Source organism: Gaetbulibacter aquiaggeris, assembly GCF_044003965.1.
Lineage (GTDB): Bacteria > Bacteroidota > Bacteroidia > Flavobacteriales > Flavobacteriaceae > Yeosuana > Yeosuana aquiaggeris.
In genome coordinates, this window is the sequence record NZ_JBAWKC010000005.1 from 1 (window position 1) to 17,479 (window position 17,479).

The 17,479-nt window shown below is 32.5% G+C and carries 13 protein-coding genes; 8 read left to right on the forward strand and 5 right to left on the reverse strand.

The features are described 5' to 3' along the window. The first annotated feature begins 241 nt into the window (after positions 1-241). The 8 genes from V8G56_RS13425 to V8G56_RS13460 all read left to right on the forward strand — a co-directional run bounded on the left by V8G56_RS13425 (position 242) and on the right by V8G56_RS13460 (position 7,226). Positions 242-1,000 (forward strand): DUF6090 family protein, encoded by a 759-nt coding sequence (locus tag V8G56_RS13425; RefSeq protein WP_395438977.1) that lies wholly within the window; start codon positions 242-244, stop codon positions 998-1,000. Then, a complete protein-coding gene (locus tag V8G56_RS13430; protein WP_395438978.1) occupies positions 997-2,277 on the forward strand; it encodes a DUF6090 family protein in 1,281 nt (426 codons plus the stop codon). The genes V8G56_RS13425 and V8G56_RS13430 overlap by 4 nt, the downstream gene beginning before the upstream one ends. A 123-nt stretch (positions 2,278-2,400) precedes the next feature. Continuing rightward, positions 2,401-3,213, forward strand: a complete 813-nt coding sequence (locus V8G56_RS13435) for a DUF6090 family protein (RefSeq protein ID WP_395438979.1) — start codon at positions 2,401-2,403, stop codon at positions 3,211-3,213. A gap of 43 nt (positions 3,214-3,256) precedes the next feature. Then, positions 3,257-3,715 carry a DUF4440 domain-containing protein gene (locus V8G56_RS13440; RefSeq protein ID WP_395438980.1) on the forward strand — a complete coding sequence of 153 codons (459 nt, stop codon included), beginning with the start codon at positions 3,257-3,259 and terminating at the stop codon, positions 3,713-3,715. A gap of 162 nt (positions 3,716-3,877) precedes the next feature. Beyond that, entirely contained in the window at positions 3,878-4,684 is an 807-nt protein-coding gene (locus V8G56_RS13445; RefSeq protein WP_395438981.1) for a DUF6090 family protein, read from the forward strand. Further along, positions 4,677-5,405 carry a DUF6090 family protein gene (locus V8G56_RS13450; protein ID WP_395438982.1) on the forward strand — a complete coding sequence of 243 codons (729 nt, stop codon included), beginning with the start codon at positions 4,677-4,679 and terminating at the stop codon, positions 5,403-5,405. Before V8G56_RS13445 ends, V8G56_RS13450 begins: the two co-directional genes overlap by 8 nt. A 217-nt stretch (positions 5,406-5,622) precedes the next feature. Continuing rightward, a complete protein-coding gene (locus tag V8G56_RS13455; RefSeq protein ID WP_395438983.1) occupies positions 5,623-6,120 on the forward strand; it encodes a hypothetical protein in 498 nt (165 codons plus the stop codon). 326 nt (positions 6,121-6,446) lie between these two features. After that, entirely contained in the window at positions 6,447-7,226 is a 780-nt protein-coding gene (locus V8G56_RS13460; RefSeq protein WP_395438984.1) for a hypothetical protein, read from the forward strand. Between the two features lie 854 nt (positions 7,227-8,080). Here the strand turns inward: V8G56_RS13460 and V8G56_RS13465 are convergent. The 5 genes from V8G56_RS13465 to V8G56_RS13485 form a co-directional block, all read right to left on the reverse strand. After that, the gene (locus V8G56_RS13465; protein WP_395438985.1) at positions 8,081-9,838 is read right to left on the reverse strand and encodes a discoidin domain-containing protein; all 1,758 of its coding nucleotides are present in this window, start codon (positions 9,836-9,838) and stop codon (positions 8,081-8,083) included. A gap of 22 nt (positions 9,839-9,860) precedes the next feature. Then, positions 9,861-12,179: a beta-glucosidase BglX gene (bglX, locus tag V8G56_RS13470; protein ID WP_395438986.1), complete on the reverse strand. Its 2,319-nt coding sequence runs from the start codon at positions 12,177-12,179 to the stop codon at positions 9,861-9,863. A 38-nt stretch (positions 12,180-12,217) separates the two neighbouring features. Next, positions 12,218-13,591, reverse strand: coding sequence for a glucoamylase family protein (locus V8G56_RS13475; RefSeq protein ID WP_395438987.1), 1,374 nt, complete (start codon positions 13,589-13,591; stop codon positions 12,218-12,220). Positions 13,592-13,593: 2 nt separating this feature from the next. Further along, positions 13,594-14,958, reverse strand: coding sequence for a glucoamylase family protein (locus tag V8G56_RS13480; RefSeq protein WP_395438988.1), 1,365 nt, complete (start codon positions 14,956-14,958; stop codon positions 13,594-13,596). Between the two features lie 129 nt (positions 14,959-15,087). Beyond that, positions 15,088-17,475 carry a LamG domain-containing protein gene (locus V8G56_RS13485; RefSeq protein WP_395438989.1) on the reverse strand — a complete coding sequence of 796 codons (2,388 nt, stop codon included), beginning with the start codon at positions 17,473-17,475 and terminating at the stop codon, positions 15,088-15,090. Positions 17,476-17,479 lie beyond the last annotated feature (4 nt).

Consider the following 17,479-nt stretch of genomic DNA (forward strand, 5'->3'; position numbering starts at 1 on the left):
ACGGAATCTAAAGTTCCTACGGCTATAATAACCTTACTCTGCTCTTTTGTTCTTTCTGATTAATAGGTCTAATTTAACAAAAGACAAACTTAAGCCGTGTATAATTAATGGCTGGTTCTCGCCTACTTACGAAAATCCTCGCGGATTTTCTATCTGGTGTTTATTTGCTAAATTAGGTGATTAAACACGCCACTAATCATGCACAAACACGTTGTGCTTCATTATCAGAAACCGCTAACCAATGATAAAATTCTTTAGAAAAATTAGACAAAACTTACTTTCGGAAGGAAAGACAAGCAAGTATTTCAAATATGCAATAGGAGAAATTATTCTTGTTGTTATAGGAATTCTGATTGCCTTACAAATCAATAACTGGAATCAAGTCCGTAGAGAATATAAAGAAACAAATATCTTGTTGAATAATCTTAAGTTAGATGTTGAAGAAAACATCAAAAATCTGAAAGAGTTGCAAAAATCATTAGAGATTCGAAAAGATTATGCAGATTTTATTCTAAAATCACTTGATGACCAAAAAGTAACCGATTCCTCAATGTTTATTTCGTCAATGATAAGGGTAGGTTGGATTATAGATTATTCTCAAACACTGCCCACCTATGCTGAAATAATAAATTCAGGTAAGTTAATGTATATTAATTCAGAAAATCTAAAAAATGAATTAGCTAGCTTCCAATCTCAATTTGAAGAAAAACAGCAAATTGCAACACCCGCTAATCTTGTGCTAAAAGAAACCGATAGATTGGCTATAGGCCACCTTGATGGAATACCTGAATCTTCAAGTTTAATTAAACCTATTTCATCCTATCAAGGAGTAAGTTTTGATTTAAAGTCAATTGCCTCGGACACTGAATTTTATAAAAGTGTAAAGTATATTTCTTATCAATCAGCTGGCGCAAAAAGCTATTTAAATGATAACTTTACAACAAGGTTAGAAAGAATAAAAAGTTTGATAGACAATGAACTTAAAGGAAATGACCAATGATAAAATTATTTCGAAAAATTAGGCATCGTCTTTTAACTGAAAATAAGTTTAGTAAATATCTGTTGTATGCTATTGGAGAGATAGTATTAGTTGTTATAGGTATACTTATTGCGCTGCAAATCAATAACTGGAATCAAAATAAACTTGAACAAGATGCATTAACAGGATATCTCAATAGCATCTCTAAAAATATTAAAGAAGATATTAAAAAAGCTGAATTTCTAAAAACGAATAGAATTAATGTGATTTCAAGAATACCACATCTAACTTCGACTCTTTTTATTTCAGAATATTTAGAAAGAACTGATATCAAATTTGCATCTGAAACATTATCTGCCATTTCGAATCTTGACTATTTTACATCAGATTTGAGCGGATTTGAGTCTATTAAAAATTCAGGATACCTGCGGAAGTTACAGGGTCTGGATTTAGAAAATCTATTATATAAATATTATAATCTTGTACAAGAAATTGGATTAAAAGAAAAAGACTATAATGAGATTCTACGCAATGCCTATAGCAATTTTTCAAGTCAAGGTTTTGAAAAAAACATTTACATATCCTTTCCTGATTATATTGGCGATACCCAAGAATTAACAAACTTACAACCATACTTAAAAGAAATATTGAATCATCCTACTGCTTATGTAATGTATGACCAAACAAATTTTAAAGGGCCTGCGTTAATAGTACAATTAGAAAATCTCAATATAATTGGTAACGAAATTGTTCGAATGATTGATAATAACATCAAAACATTTGATGAAGCTTCCGCTAAAAATCTAGAGAACTATTTTGAGATTAGTGGCACAGAAGGTTATTCCAAAGTGCTAACAAAGGGTGTTGATAATACTATGTTTTTTAATAGTGGATATGCATCTGCGGGCAATAAACCTTTTGAAATAATTTATGGAATATATGAGTACACTATAAATGTTCCAAAAAATGATTGGACTGTTGTATACTTTAGAAATCCATCCAACGCAATGGTTGAAAGACCTACAAAAGATTTTTCAAGTTATAAGACTCTCAAATTAGAATTAAAAGGTGATAAAGGTGGAGAAACTGTTTCAGTCGCATTAAAAGACGCTGATGCTCCAGATGATGGTTCAGAAACTAAAGTTCCTTTAATCTTATCAAACAAATGGGAAACTTATGAAATTCCACTTTCAAAATTTAAACCCACAAATCTAAAAGAATTATTTATCGTTGCCAGTTTTATCTTTAATAACGATGCAAATAAAATTAGTGTTAGAAACATTGAATATGTAAAATAAGAACTAAGGCTAACACCGTATAAAAAAAATTGCTAGTTTTAGCTAAACCAAAGTTAGTTGCTTGCAAACGCAACTATCATTACACAAACACGTTAGCCTTAATTATGACCAACCAATAAACCAATGATAAAATTCTTCCGAAAAATTAGACAAAAAATGCTGATTGAAAACAAATTCAGTAAATATCTGATTTATGCAATCGGAGAAATCATACTAGTTGTTATTGGGATTTTAATTGCATTAGCGATAAACAATTGGAAAGAAAACCAAAAATTACGTAATCAAGAAATTACATATCTGAACAATTTAAGAGATGATTTAGAAACTCAAATAAATATGTTAGATATATACATCGATTATGAAAATATTATTATCGACCATTCAAATGACATTATAGAGCATTACGAATTGAATGAAGGCTTTAAGAATATGGATAGTATTTTCCCAAAATTAAATGATTTAACAACTCGTTGGACATTTTCTAATGCAAATACGACTCTATTACAAATGCTAAATTCTAACCAAATTAACATCATTCAAAACACAAAACTAAAGGAGGAACTGATAGGCTTCAATCAACAAATTGATTTATTTACAAGAAACACAAATATTAACAATACCAATCTTGTAGACAATTTAACAACTGGAACTTTCATCTCGTCAGGCGGATTTGCATCTTATGGAAATTCGAAAAGAATGGTTCAAAAGTTTAATGACTTTTATCCTTTTCAAAACAAAATAATTAATGATGATGACCTAAAAAAAATATTGATTCAAGTAATTAATGAACCCAAAAACAAACTTGAGATAGCTAACAAAATTACTTACAGGAATACTATATCAAGTTTGCAAAAATCTGGAAACGAAGCAATAAAAGATAAAGCAGTACAACTCTTACAATTACTTAATGAAGAGATTGAATTGCATAAAAAATAACGAAAGCACAGAAACAAGTTAAAATCAATTTAAATCACAACATATGAAAAGATTTAATGCTATAATTTTAATGATATTTTTAACATCTATATCATATGGGCAAAGTTCAATAGAAACTGACAAATCTTACATTAAAAATTTGATTATTGAATCTTTTGACAAAATATGGTCTGAAATGAACTCTAAAAGCATTGATAATTACTACACAAAGGATTTTCTGCTTTTGGAAAATGGTGAAGTGTGGAATAATGACTCTATTTCAACTTATCTAGACAATGCTGTACTTAAAAAACCGATTCCTAAACGCGTGAACGAAATAGAGTTTATTAAAGTTAAAGTTTTAAATGGTATGGCTTGGGTTACATACAAGAACCAAGCTTCATTTTCATTTGATAATAAAATCTTTAGGAAGGCTCATTGGCTTGAAAGTGCGACCATTATTTTGACAGAAAAAGGATGGAAATTAGAAATGCTTCATTCCACCCCAGCAAAAAATGAATAAATACTGCTGGCAACATCGTGTAAAAATAATTGCTCGGTTCTTGCCTACTTCTGAAAATTAAATGACCTTATACGAGTTTAACAACTTATAAAATATTTAATATATTAGTGTTATAGTGTGGATACAACCAATTGTTTTCCTCACTAAAAACCAACCAAGCTTATGATACCATTCTTCAGAAAAATCCGTAAAACATTAGCAGATGATAACAAGCCATTGAAATATTTCAGGTATGCTATTGGTGAGATTGTACTGGTCATGGTTGGTATTTTACTTGCATTGCAAGTGAGCAATTGGAACAGTGACAGAAAACGTAACCAACTAGAAAAAGTATTGCTTGCTCAAGTAAAGGACGAACTCTCAAGTACTTATAGTGATATTGAAAGTGACATTAATCTTCTGGAACTTGGTATACGTAGTAATTTTAGAATATCAGATTACATTCAACAAAATGTAAGTTATAACGACACTATGTGTTTTGATTTTTACTGGCTCACTAAAGACGAGTATATTTATCCGACAGCATCTGCTTATAGCAGAATAAAAGAAGAAGGTTTAGACATTATAAGGAATGACAGTATTAGACGAAGATTACAAGGTCTGTACGAAAGAGGTTTTCCAAGAATTAGTAAAGACAATCCATTTCATCCTGACATATCAGCTTATTTTTCAGACTATTACCAAAATCATTTTGAACCCAATTCAAATTATTCTCTGAAATTTAAAGCTATTTTTCCGTCTGATACATTAAAATATCCAAGAGAATATAAAGTAGATGGTCATACACATTATGCCACAATTGGTTTTGTACCACTAGATTTTGAAACCTTAAAAAAAGATCCCAAATTCAAAATGTTAATGAAACAAACAGAAGTCTTCAGAACTTATAAGTTGGGCATATATAGCTTTACTAAAAATAGAATTGAACAAATCTTTAATTTAATTGATAAAGAACTGGTTGATGATTAAACTCTTCCGAAACATCCGCCAAAACTTAATTATGGAAAATAAAACCACCAACTATCTCAAATATGCCATTGGCGAAATTATACTTGTCATTATTGGAATTCTTATTGCCCTTTCTATCAATAATTGGAATGAGCACAGAAAACTAAAAATTGAGGAACATAATTCACTTATAGACCTCCGCTCTGAGATTGTCTCCAACATTGAAGCACTAACTAAGACCATCGTCAGCCACCAGAAATCCTATGATGTGGCAAAAAAGCTCAAGGATTTGTTTAATGACAGAGAAGCTTTTGATAATATGCCTGACAGCATTTTTCTTACAAATTACTTACAAATGGTAAATAATGCTACTTTTGATCCAAAACTTGGGATATTGAAATCTTTGATATCGTCAGGAAAAATAAACACTTTATCCAATAAGGAACTCCTTTATTCAATATCATCCCTGGAGGATGAAATAACTGATGCATTGGAGGATCAAGTGAAGATCGATGAACAGATGCCAGACTATGTAAGAAGTATATACGTCAACTCTGGAGTGATTATTGATGGTAAATTTCAAGGACTGGATATAAAATCACGCTATGAAAAACCCGAATTTAGAATTATGGTTTTAATGTTATACAATACATGGCGACCGAATGGATTATTGGAAGAACAAGAATTGCTTGAATCATTTAAGCACATACTTGCGCTCATAGATCAAGAGATTAAAAAATAACGAAAGCCCAACAACTGTAAGAATTCATTGTCGATATTGTATATTACAAAAGTAAGGAGTTTTAAATATGGTCATAGTCTTGATAAGTATGCTCCAAGACTTGATTGATCAAAAACCGATTTAAGTAATGAGCCTTACAGAACTGTGAGGTTTTTTGATTGAATAATTGCTTTTTATTTTAAATTTTAATATTTTGAAATCTTAAAACCAACCAATTATGAAAAATTTAATTCTCTATTCTACCATTATACTTATTGCGTTTAGTGCTTATGGGCAAAGATTCAGTATTGGATCTAACTTGGGAGCACCTGTATCTGATGCACACGATTTTTACAGTTTCATTATCGGTATTGATGCCAACTATTGGTTTGTATCAGATAAATTTTCAGCCGGAATAGCGACAGGTTTTAATTTTTTCCTTTCTAATGAATTAAAAGGTAATAATAGCGGTTTTTATCTTGAAAATGCATCCTTTGTTCCAATCGCTTTTGCAAGCAGGTTTGATTTATCAGATAAATTCATACTTGGGGCAGATGTAGGATACGCAATTGGAGTAGGAAACGATGGTGGATTTTATTACCGCCCTATTTTTGGGTATAATATTTCAGACTCTGTTCAACTAACTTTATCGTATCGAGGAATATCTACAGATGGATTATCTGTAGATGCTGTAACTGTCGGTGTTAATTATTCATTTTCTAATCGCAAAGATTAGAAGTGAAAAGTGATTAAATTTAAAATTCCAAGTTTTATTTGTCCTCTTGTATTTTTCATTAGTGTTTTAATTTCAATGGAATTTTAAAAAAGAAAGATAAAAGAGTAAATCTCGTGCAATACTTTGTTGAGGTAGTTTATGATGTGGAGCCTAATATTATTACATAAGTAAGAAGTTTTAAATATGGGCATAGTCTTGATAAGTATGATCCTAAATTTGATGAAATCAAGTTTTTTTCCAAAGGGTATAGAATAGAAAAATGTTTTTAATCACATTTATTTAAAAAATTATATAAATTAGCGAACTAACCAATTAATTAAATAATTATGAAAAAACTATTGCTCACTTTTGTTACCCTATTTCTATTTGTCTTTACCTCTCATTCACAGATGATTATGGTTGTTTCCGAAATTGAAACCACAGATGTCTCTGCTTATGAGGATATCCTTAACCGATGGATGAGTTCGCTCAAGAAAGTGACCGAGACAGAAAGTGCCCAAATGCGTGTACATCAAGTTGATGGCTCACGAGAATTAATTGCAACCAGATTTTATGGTTCCTTGCAGGAAATGGCTGATACCAGGAAAAATGAGAAAGAAAAAGAAGAACAGATTGCTGAGGAATTTAGGTCAATGCCTGGTCAATTAGAGGGAAGTTGGGATCAATTTTTGTCCAGTACCGATTTTAAAAACAGTTCGGTTTGGGAGTTTGTTTCTGAGGGCAGTACTCTTCCTAGATCTTGGGAATCCATGACTCAGGAAGAACGTGACCAACTACTATACCGAAGAGTACAGTATTTTAGCGTAGACCTTATGCAAGGTGATGCTTTTGAAGCTTGGTGGAAAAAAGCTAGTGAAGCAGATGCTAAATTAGGAATCAACTATCATGTGGCTATGTTTAAATCTGTCTTCGGAGGGAATGATGCAGATTATATGATCATACTAATTGATAAAACAAGATTTGATTATTACAATCATTGGGAAGATAGAATGAAAACCAGAATGGCAAGTGAAGAGTTTAAAACTTTGATGTCTGGATCGGATAACAGTAAATGGTCAGTGATCAAAGAATCTAATTGGATAAGATTACCTAAAATGACTCACTAATTATAGATACTTTTAAAAAAAATTTTAATAAACCACTTAAGTAATTAGGTGGTTTTTTTTTACAATAAATTTTAATGTTTATAGTATGCTTGTCTGCAATTTGTATTAATTTAAATGGGGCTATCCTAGTTCTTTGTTGAGGTTGTCTATGATACTGAACATAACACCATAACAGAAGTAAAAAGTTTTAAATATGGGCATAGTCTTGATAAGTATTCAATATTAAATTGGCTTAATTTTGAAATAATGGGCAAATTTTGGGCAAATGATAAAATAAAAAAGGCTTCAATCACTTGAAACCTTTAAAAACATTAGTGAACCAGATAGATCTGACTTCAAACCAAACTCTCGAGTTTTTTGAAAAATTAAACTTGAAAATATGAAGCTAAAAAATAAAACCCCCAACTTTTTAGGTTGAAGGTTCTAGTGAACCAGATAGACCTGACTTCAAATCAAACTCTTGAGTTTTTTGAAAAATTAAACTTGAAAATATGAAGCTAAAAAATAAAACCCTCAACTTTTTAGGTTGAAGGTTCTAGTGACCTCGACTTGATTCGAACTTTTTGTCCTAACCCTTATGTTTATTGCTTACCAGCTTCTATTTATAGAATGGTGAAACAATAGTGAAATGTCAATTTTTCATTACCAATTCAAATATAGTATTTTTCAAATATAATTTGCAATCATAAGAGCCAAAAATATAAGATGGTTAAATCCACTTTAATATAGTAACTCCTATAGGTAAAAGTTCAAACTTATTTTTTTTCATAAGTTGAATAAGTTTGTAAATTGGAAATAAAAGTTAAAAAATTTCAATAGATAGTAGAACGACCAAGTGTTTTATTCTAATGAATTTATTCTACAAACACAACTTTGCTTCTTGGAGAAATACCATTATTATTAAAAGCCTCTATTTGAAAATAGTAGGCATCAGCTCTATCTGCTCCAGTAAAAAAATATTCATTTTTACCATATACCATAATGCTTCCGTAAAGTTTATTAGGAGATTTTCCCCAATAAATAACATAACCATCTGCTAAAACATTTTGTTGCCATTTAAACCAAATACTTCTTCTTTCTCCATATTTTTTTGGGCTAGACCGTAATACAGTGAAATTCTCAACCATATTTGGTTTAATTCCATTTCCCTTTCCAAAAACTCGAAAACCACTTAACGCAAACTTACCTGTAGGCATTTTGATGTTTTGCATCTTAAGAAATCGGGCTTGCTTAGGTGTCTTTAGTTCAATATAATCATGAGGCACATCCACATCATTATTGCTTTTATCAACAATTACGTGCCAATTAGTACCATTATTTGATCCATAAATGATGTATTGATGAAATTTTCCTAAAGTTTTACCTAAAAATTCAACATCTTGATCTGCATAATTTATTTGAATAGCATTTATTGTAGACACTTCTCCTAAATCAGTCTGAAACCATTCTCCTTTATCGCCTGTCTTAGCGCTCCAGTAGGTCTTTATATCTTCATCAACTGCAAAATTAGCATTAAAGCCTCCTAAAGTAGAAGAAACTCGAACAGGTTTTTGATAATTTAAAAGCATCCAACCATTAAATAATCCTCCAGAAAAATCCTTTGCTTTAGCAAATTCAGGAAGTAATGTAGGATAATCTCCATAAGCAGTATTGCAATACATAACATCATCCTTATCAAAACCAGCAGGCCAAATACCTAATCGTCTTTCAAAATTATTTTTTGTGGATATAAAAATTGTAGATACATGCCACCAGTTTCCAAAATTGTCCTGATAGGTTGATCCGTGTCCAGCACCTCTGGCAAAACCACCTGGTTTATATGAAAAAGGGTTATGTGATTGGTATTCAAAACCATCTAAGGGATTATTACTAACGTATACACCATCTGCATAACCACTAAATTCAGTAGCTGGGGCACCATATTGCATATAATATTTCCCGTTGTGTTTTGTCATCCACGCACCTTCAATAAAAGGTTGTAAAAACACATTATCATTGTATTCACCAAAACGTTCCCAACCATGGTCTTCAGGAAATAATTTTACAATTGGTACAGTATAACCTTCAGATTGCATGGTTTTAATATTAATTTCTGTTCCTAAAAGTGGCCACATGTTACTCGAGCCCCAATATAAATAGAGTTTATCCTTAGATTCATCATAATGAAAAGCAGGGTCCCATGCACCTACTTTAAGCGTGTCAACAGCTATTTGCCAATCATCAACCGTTGGATTGGTACTTTTATAAATAGGGAAATCTGATTTCCAAGTAGATCCGTACACATAAAGCGTGTTTTTCATTGCCCATACAGCCGGCGCATTTAAATCGTGCGTATAGGTATCATCACGAAGAAACTTCCTGTAAACAAACTTCCAATGGAGCATATCATCACTCCACCAATAGCCCTCTTGATTTGTAGAAAACAGGAAGTATTTATTTCTAAAATTTACAATGACAGGATCAGCAGTTGCTCTATGTTTTCCTTGACTTGAAAACGATTCAAATGGTGTATAACCGTAGTCTATATTAATGGGATTACAATACGTTTTTTGCTGAGCACTAACTAATTGCAACTGTAAAAAAATAATTAGTACTGTTATCAATCTTTTCATATCGTATTATCTAGAAGATAGGTCAATCAATGAGCTCAAATTCAGATTTCAAATTAGTATCTGAATTTGAACCGACAAACACTTCAAACTCTCCTGATTCAGCAACAAAATCCAAATTATAATTGTAAAACTTTAAATCCTCAACTGAAAGTTTAAAGGTTACCGTTTTTGTTTCGTTTTTCTTTAAATAAATTTTTTGAAAGCCCTTTAGTTCTTTTACAGGTCTAGTAATAGAACCTACCAAATCACGTATATATAATTGAACGACTTCCTTACCATCATAATCTCCAGAATTAGTAACTTCAACTGAAACTTCAAGCGATTCGTTCATTTTAATCTTGCCAGAATTTAATTTTAAATTTTTATATTCAAATGTAGTATAGCTCAAACCAAACCCAAAAGGATATAAAGGTTCATTACGAACATCAATGTAGTTTGATTTAAATTTTTCAAAAACACCATCTTTATTTCCTAATGGACGGCCTGTATTTTTATGACTGTAATAAATAGGAATCTGCCCTACATTTCTTGGAAATGTAGCTGACAATTTTCCCGAAGGATTTACATCGCCAAAAAGTACATCTGAAATAGCCAAACCAGCTTCACTACCTGGGAACCAAACATTTAAAATGGCTGGCACTTTTTCATTTTCCTCAACAATTGCTAAAGGTCTTCCAGTAAATAAAACTAATACAACAGGCTTCCCTGTTTTTAATAGTGCATTTAACAAATCCTTCTGAACCTGTGGAATTTGTAAATTCGTAACACTACTGCACTCCCCGCTCATTTCACTACTTTCTCCAATGGCTGCAACAATAACATCAGCCTGTGCAGCGATGGATAGAGCCTCGTTTAATAATTGTTTATCTGATTTTTCATCTCTTGGAATTTCTTTTCCAAACATAGTAACCCGTTTTTCATATTCCAAATTGTAATCAACATTACTACCTTTTGCGTAAATTACCTTTACGTTATTTCCAGCTACTTTTTTTAAACCTTCTAATAAGGGAATAGAAGCTTCTTGATTTGTAGCCACACTCCAAGTGCCTGCCATATTAACTGCTGTATTAGCTAATGGGCCAACTAATGCTATTATTCCCTGTTTTTTTAAAGGTAAAACCTGATCTGCATTTTTAAGTAGCACCATAGATTCGGCACTAACTTTTCTTGCAAAAGCTCTGTTTTCCTTTGTATATATTTCGGTTTTTGCCCTGTTATCATCACAATATTTAAAAGGGTCGTCAAACAAACCCAACTTATATTTTGCCAATAAAATACGCTTTACCGCTGTATTTAAAACATCTATTGAAATTTTCCCTTCTTCCAAAGATTTTTTTAATGTGGTTAAAAACCCTTCAGAAACCATATCCATATCTAACCCTGCATTCAAGGATAGCGCAGAAACTTGTTGTAAATCTCCTACCCCATGATATATCATTTCTTCAACTCCTGTATAGTCCGAAACAGTAAATCCATTAAAACCCCACTCATCTCTTAACAAATCCGTAAGTAACCATTTATTACCTGTTGCCGGAACACCATCAATCTCATTAAAAGAAGCCATCACAGATCCTACACCAGCGTCTACTGCAGCTTTATATGGTGGAAAATACTCATTATACATTCTTAACCTACTCATGTCCACAGTATTATAATCTCTCCCCGCATCTGGCGCGCCATATAAGGCAAAATGCTTAACGCAAGACAATAAAGTATTTTTTTGCGTTAAATCATTTCCTTGATAACCTTGTACCATCGCTTTGGCGATTTCGCTTCCTAAATATGGGTCTTCTCCAGAGCCTTCTGATACACGACCCCAACGTGGGTCACGAGAAACATCAACCATGGGGGAAAAAGTCCAGTTTATACCATCTGCAGTTGCTTCCTGGGCAGCCATTTGAGCCGTTTTTTTGATAAGTTCCATATCCCAAGAACATGATAATCCTAATGGAATTGGAAAAGTAGTTTCATATCCATGAATAACATCCAGTCCAAAAATTAAAGGTATTTTTAAGCGGCTTTTTTCGGTGGCTATTTTTTGAATATCTCTGATATTTGAAACAGATTTAATATTAAAAAGACCACCTACTAACCCCTTTTCAATTTTGGCAGCTATATCCGAATTTTTAGCCTGACCCGTAGTAAATTGTCCTGCACTTGGCAAATTTAATTGACCTATTTTTTCTTCAACTGTCATTAAATTCAATATAGAATCTACTTTTTCTTCAAAAGGATTATCATTAGAAATAGAATTAATTTTCTTTTGGTTTGAATTGCATGCTACAATTGCGGTAACAATTATGCTAAATACAGCCTTTCTAATTATGTTTGAGTTACTCATTTTCATCATTCTTATTTTGATTTTACACTCTCAATGGTTTAATAATTAAATCCAAGTTTGATTAGCCCATTTTGAACGTCTTGATTTTGCATAAATAAGTTCCAAAGTAACCCTGTCCTGTAATTTTCTATCATAATAATTTGAGGTCCTTGATCTATAGCCAAATAAGCCTCAGCAACCCAATAATTATTTTGAGGGCTAAACGCATCATAAAACCCTGCTGGACCAAGCAGTTTGTCCTTTTTACTGTAAAAAAAATGCATTGCTGCTAAGGATTCGGTTGTGGTATAAGGAATTGAACTAATCGCCGCTGTTGGGGAAATAATCCCTAAATCATTCGATGGACTATGTGCAGAATACCCCATTGAACCATCTGAATTTCTTGAATAACTTGCGGTTAAACCCCAGCAATTTAAACCATAATCAACATAATTTTTAGGATTTGAAATACAATACTGACGATTTATTTTGGTGTGATTTACAACAAGACTCCAATAATTAGCATACTGATCGGTTAAATTTTTAGGATTTAAACCTAAAAAGGAATAGTGACTAAAAAACAATGGCCCTCCAAAATCTGAACCTTCTGCATGTGTTAATATCAATGGATAACCATATTGAGTTACTGACGAGACTATACTTCCAGAACTAGCCCACCCTTTTTCATAAGCTACTTTAGTAATATTATAATCAGGTGAAGCAGCAGCCAGAACATAGCTGATTAACGTCTCGTTATATCCTACTAATTTAAAATTAATATCGAAACCATAGTTGGGGCTCCAGTGCCAATATAAGACATCTTGATTTTGGGTATACCAATTCCATTCTACACCTTTCCAAAGATTATCTGCAAGAGCTGACAGCGCTTTTTCTTCCGTTGAACCATTTTTAAAATATTCTTTAACACAAATTAAACCTTGAACTAAAAATGCGGTTTCAACTAAATCGCCTCCATTATCTTTTGTGCCAAATGGAATAACATGACCCGTATCACCATCAATCCAATGTGGCCAAGCACCATGAAAACGACCTGCATTTTCAAAAAATGTTAGAATTTTATTTAATCTAGCGGTACCTTCAGCTCTTGTTACAAATCCTCTTTCAATTCCGACTAAAATAGCCATTAATCCGAAACCTGTTCCTCCAGTAGTTACAACATTTTGATTTAATGTTGGATCGTTTGGATGATAACGTTCTTTAGCAGCTCCTGAACTTGAATTTGCAAAATCCCAAAAATATTTGAATGTTTCCTTCTGGGTAAGGTCCATCAGTTCTTCATCTGTCAAAGAATTTTCAACAATAGGGTCATTCCCATTTGGATTATTAGTCTCTCCATAATCAAGAATAGAATCTCTTGAACAAGAAATAAAAATTTGGGTAAAACATAGTACTAAAATAATTCTTGTATTCATTTTCATTTTAACTTTCTATTAATTGTAAACCCCAACTTTTGCAATCCATTTTTAACATCTTCATTTTTCATAAATAAATTCCATATTAACCCGGAACGATAATTCTCAATCATTACCGGAATTGGACCTTGATCAATAGCCAAATATCTTGGTAAAAACCAATTATCTTGTAAACTAAATGCATCATAAGGTCCATATTTACCAATTAAGGTATCGTGATTTTTATACAAGTTTTTTAGCATTTTCATGCTTTCTTTTGGAGTGTATGGAAACGATGCTAATGCTGCTGTTGGAGAAATAACACCAAGGTCATTACCTGGTCTATGACCCGCATAGCTATTAATAGAATAACTGGAAGTTAATCCCCAAAGACTATCTCCATAACCTTTAAAATAATTAGGGTTATCTAGGGCATATTTATAATGAATTTTTGCTTGATTTTGAGTGAGTTTCCAATAGTCAGCATATTGATCAGACAAACCATTTGGATTTAATCCTAAGTAAGAATAATGCGCCCAAAATAATGGTCCAACAGGTGCGTCATCATTCTCATAATAATTTAAAACTAAAGCCTCTCCATACAGAGAATCATTTGAAACAATAGATCCGCTTTTTGCCCAGCCTTTTTCATAAACATCTTTAGTTATTGAATGCGTTGGTGATGAAGCAGCAAGAACATACATGATTAAACATTCGTTATACCCGCCTACAGGAAAATTCATATCCCAAGCATATTCAGGAGACCAGTGCCAATAAAGAACATCTTCACCTTTAGTATACCAATCCCATTCTATATCCTTCCAAAGAGTATCAATTTTAGAAACAAGTTCTTGCTCTTTCTTATTCCCATCTTTAAAATATTCAGAAACTGTTAAAAGACCTTGAACTAAAAATGCCGTTTCTACTAAATCACCTCCATTATCCTTTTTACTAAACTGAACCACCTTTCCTGTTTCGCCATTTATCCAATGTGGCCAAGCACCGTGAAATCTGTCCGCTTTTTCAAGGAAATCAACAATTTTAAAATATCTACTTAAGGCATCTTCTCTAGAAATAAATCCTCTTTCAACACCTACTAAAATAGCCATGAGCCCAAACCCACTTCCACCAGTTGTTACTGTATTTTTTGGAGACGTTGGATATACATTATCCATATGCAAACGCTCTCTAGCTAAACCTGAATTAGGTTCCGCACCATCCCAAAAATAATTTATAGTTTGTTTTTGAATAGTATCTAATAATTCACTTTCTGAAAGAATATCTAAATTATTTTCAACTTTTGAAATAAGTTCCTTTTTTTTATTACAATTAAATAGCAGTAAAATAATGCTAAAAAAAGAAATTATTTTTAGGTTATTATAAATCATTTTGGCTTAGGTTAAAGAAATTTAGCTGCATTTAAAAATGCAGCCAAATTCAAATAAAAACAAACAATTCTTATTAAACTGATCAACTAAAACTTTAAACCCAAAACAGGATTTAAAGTTTTAATTTATTTATTGATTTTGCATAATTGCTTGAATTTCATCTACAGTTAAAACTTTATCAAAAAGCATCAAGTCATCTATATAACTTAAATCTGATAAATGCCCCCATCCAATAAATCCTGGGGCTCCAGATCCAATTGAAAGATTGGTGCAATTTGCCCAACTAATAGTTTTATCAGTCATATTTCCAGTATTTGCTACTGCAACACCATTAAAATATATTTGAGTGGCAGTTGCCGAAACTGTAAATGCGATATGCACCCATTGTCCTGCAGTAACATCTATAACATCGCCATCATTCCAAACATCACCACCATCAGTTCCAAGATGAAGTTTTATTCTTTGCTCTATACCACTACCTTCTCTAAATACTCTAAAACCAGAGGACAAATCATTATCAACTCCAATCATGGGAGGAGCAACTGTTAAAATACCTGCTCGGTCAGGTGCTGAATTTACTTTATACCAAAATGCACCACTAAATTCATTAGCAAATAAATTTGTAATTGGGAATGACAAGTATGAATCTGCTGCACCAGCATAAGCATTCGTTCCAACTGTGCTTTCTCCAGCAAAACTTGGAGTTCCTACCACAATAGCATTTGTATTTGACACTTTGTCAAGATTTGTTCCATCAAATGGCATATACAAGGTTGATCCAAAATAGGGTGGTGCATATGCTCCACCTACAATTTGTACAACTTCTTCTGCTGATAGTGCTTTATTATAAAAACGTAATTCATCTATGATACTTGTGTCAGACTTATGATCCCAGTAAGAAAATGTTGGAACACCAGATGCTATGGTAAAACTTTCGCAACCTGTCCAATCTATTGGAGCAGTCAAATCTGCTGAATTGACTTCAACGCCATTAAAATAAATTTTAGTTTGTGTATCTGAAACAGTTACTGCAACCTGAACCCATTCACTAGCCGTAACATCAATAATACCGCCATCATTCCAACTTTCACCGCCGCCAGTTCCAATATTTAATTTAATACGTTGCTCAGTAGGGCTACCTTCTCTAAACAATCTAAATCCTTGGTTTCTATTTTCAGGGATATCATTTCCAACAACCAATAACCCTGCTCTATCAGGGCTAGAATTCACTTTATACCAGAATGTAGTACTGAATTGGTTACTTAATAACCCTTCAGCTGGATACGTTAAATAGGCATCAGTTGCCCCTAAGTATGCGCCAATACCTTCATAAGATTGATCAGTGATCTCCGGCAATCCAACAACTCCGGCAGCTCTACCTGCAATTAAATCTATATATCCATTATCAAAAGGCATATAGAAAGATTCTCCAGCGTATTTAGGGGTATACGGATTAAAAGAATTTAGCATAATTTGAATATCACTTGACGTCAAGGCTTTATTGAATAACCTTAACTCATCGATACCACTATAGTCTGATTTATGATCCCAGTAACTAAAAGTAGGAGCTCCTGAACCAATTGATATTTTATCACAACCAGCCCAATCAATTGGAGCTGCCAAATCTGCTGAATTAACTTCTACTCCATTAAAATAAATTTTAGTTTGTGTGGCTGAAACAGTTACCACAATATTAACCCATTCTCCAGCAGCTACATCAATAACTCCACCATCATTCCAGCTTTCTGCAGCACCAGTTCCAATATTCAATTTAATGCGTTGCTCTGTAGCACTACCTTCTCTAAATAATCTAAATCCTTGATTTCTATTTTCAGGAGTGTCATTTCCAATAACCAAAATACCTGCTCTATCTGGATTTGAATTCACTTTATACCAAAAAGTAGCACTGAATTCACTACTTAATAAGCCATCAGCTGGAAATTCCAAATAAGAATCTGGAGCCCCTTTATAGGCATTTGCACTAGCAAAACCAGTACCAAGAAAACCTGGAGTTCCTACTTGATCTGCTATTTTAAATCCTATTAAATCTCTGTAGTCTCCATCAAATGGCATATATAAGGACTCTCCATCAAATAATGATGTATAGGGTGCTTGTTTACTAAAATTTGCTTCAGCCATAGTAGATTTTCCATTAACATCTGTAGATATTACTACTACTCTATGGTCTCCAATAACTAAACCTTCGTAAGTGTATGTTTCAGAAATATGTCTTGGATTACTAAAATTGCTATAATCAGCTATCTCAGTGCCATCCAAAGCTATTGATATGGTACTCACCAAATTATCATCATTGACTTCAAATTCTATTTCTAATGAAGAGGGTTCTTCAAAAACTTTAATAGTGGCTCCTTCTGTTGGAGAAATAATCTTGACCACAGAAGGATCTATTTCATACTCTGAAAAAGCTGGTGTGTCTAAATTTTGACAACTCGCTATGATTAATGCAGTCATAACTACATAAACCATTTTTATATTTAACTTAATTCGTTTTCTCATAACT

Excerpts from the sequence above, each read along its gene's own strand:
- V8G56_RS13445 (WP_395438981.1), top strand. The coding sequence starts at position 3,878 with ATGATACCATTCTTCAGAAAAATCCGTAAAACATTAGCAGATGATAAC.
- V8G56_RS13460 (WP_395438984.1), top strand. The coding sequence starts at position 6,447 with ATGAAAAAACTATTGCTCACTTTTGTTACCCTATTTCTATTTGTCTTT.
- V8G56_RS13475 (WP_395438987.1), bottom strand. The coding sequence starts at position 13,591 with ATGAATACAAGAATTATTTTAGTACTATGTTTTACCCAAATTTTTATT.
- V8G56_RS13435 (WP_395438979.1), top strand. The coding sequence starts at position 2,401 with ATGATAAAATTCTTCCGAAAAATTAGACAAAAAATGCTGATTGAAAAC.
- bglX (WP_395438986.1), bottom strand. The coding sequence starts at position 12,179 with ATGAGTAACTCAAACATAATTAGAAAGGCTGTATTTAGCATAATTGTT.
- V8G56_RS13485 (WP_395438989.1), bottom strand. The coding sequence starts at position 17,475 with ATGAGAAAACGAATTAAGTTAAATATAAAAATGGTTTATGTAGTTATG.
- V8G56_RS13440 (WP_395438980.1), top strand. The coding sequence starts at position 3,257 with ATGAAAAGATTTAATGCTATAATTTTAATGATATTTTTAACATCTATA.
- V8G56_RS13465 (WP_395438985.1), bottom strand. The coding sequence starts at position 9,838 with ATGAAAAGATTGATAACAGTACTAATTATTTTTTTACAGTTGCAATTA.
- V8G56_RS13430 (WP_395438978.1), top strand. The coding sequence starts at position 997 with ATGATAAAATTATTTCGAAAAATTAGGCATCGTCTTTTAACTGAAAAT.
- V8G56_RS13455 (WP_395438983.1), top strand. The coding sequence starts at position 5,623 with ATGAAAAATTTAATTCTCTATTCTACCATTATACTTATTGCGTTTAGT.
- V8G56_RS13450 (WP_395438982.1), top strand. The coding sequence starts at position 4,677 with ATGATTAAACTCTTCCGAAACATCCGCCAAAACTTAATTATGGAAAAT.
- V8G56_RS13425 (WP_395438977.1), top strand. The coding sequence starts at position 242 with ATGATAAAATTCTTTAGAAAAATTAGACAAAACTTACTTTCGGAAGGA.
- V8G56_RS13480 (WP_395438988.1), bottom strand. The coding sequence starts at position 14,958 with ATGATTTATAATAACCTAAAAATAATTTCTTTTTTTAGCATTATTTTA.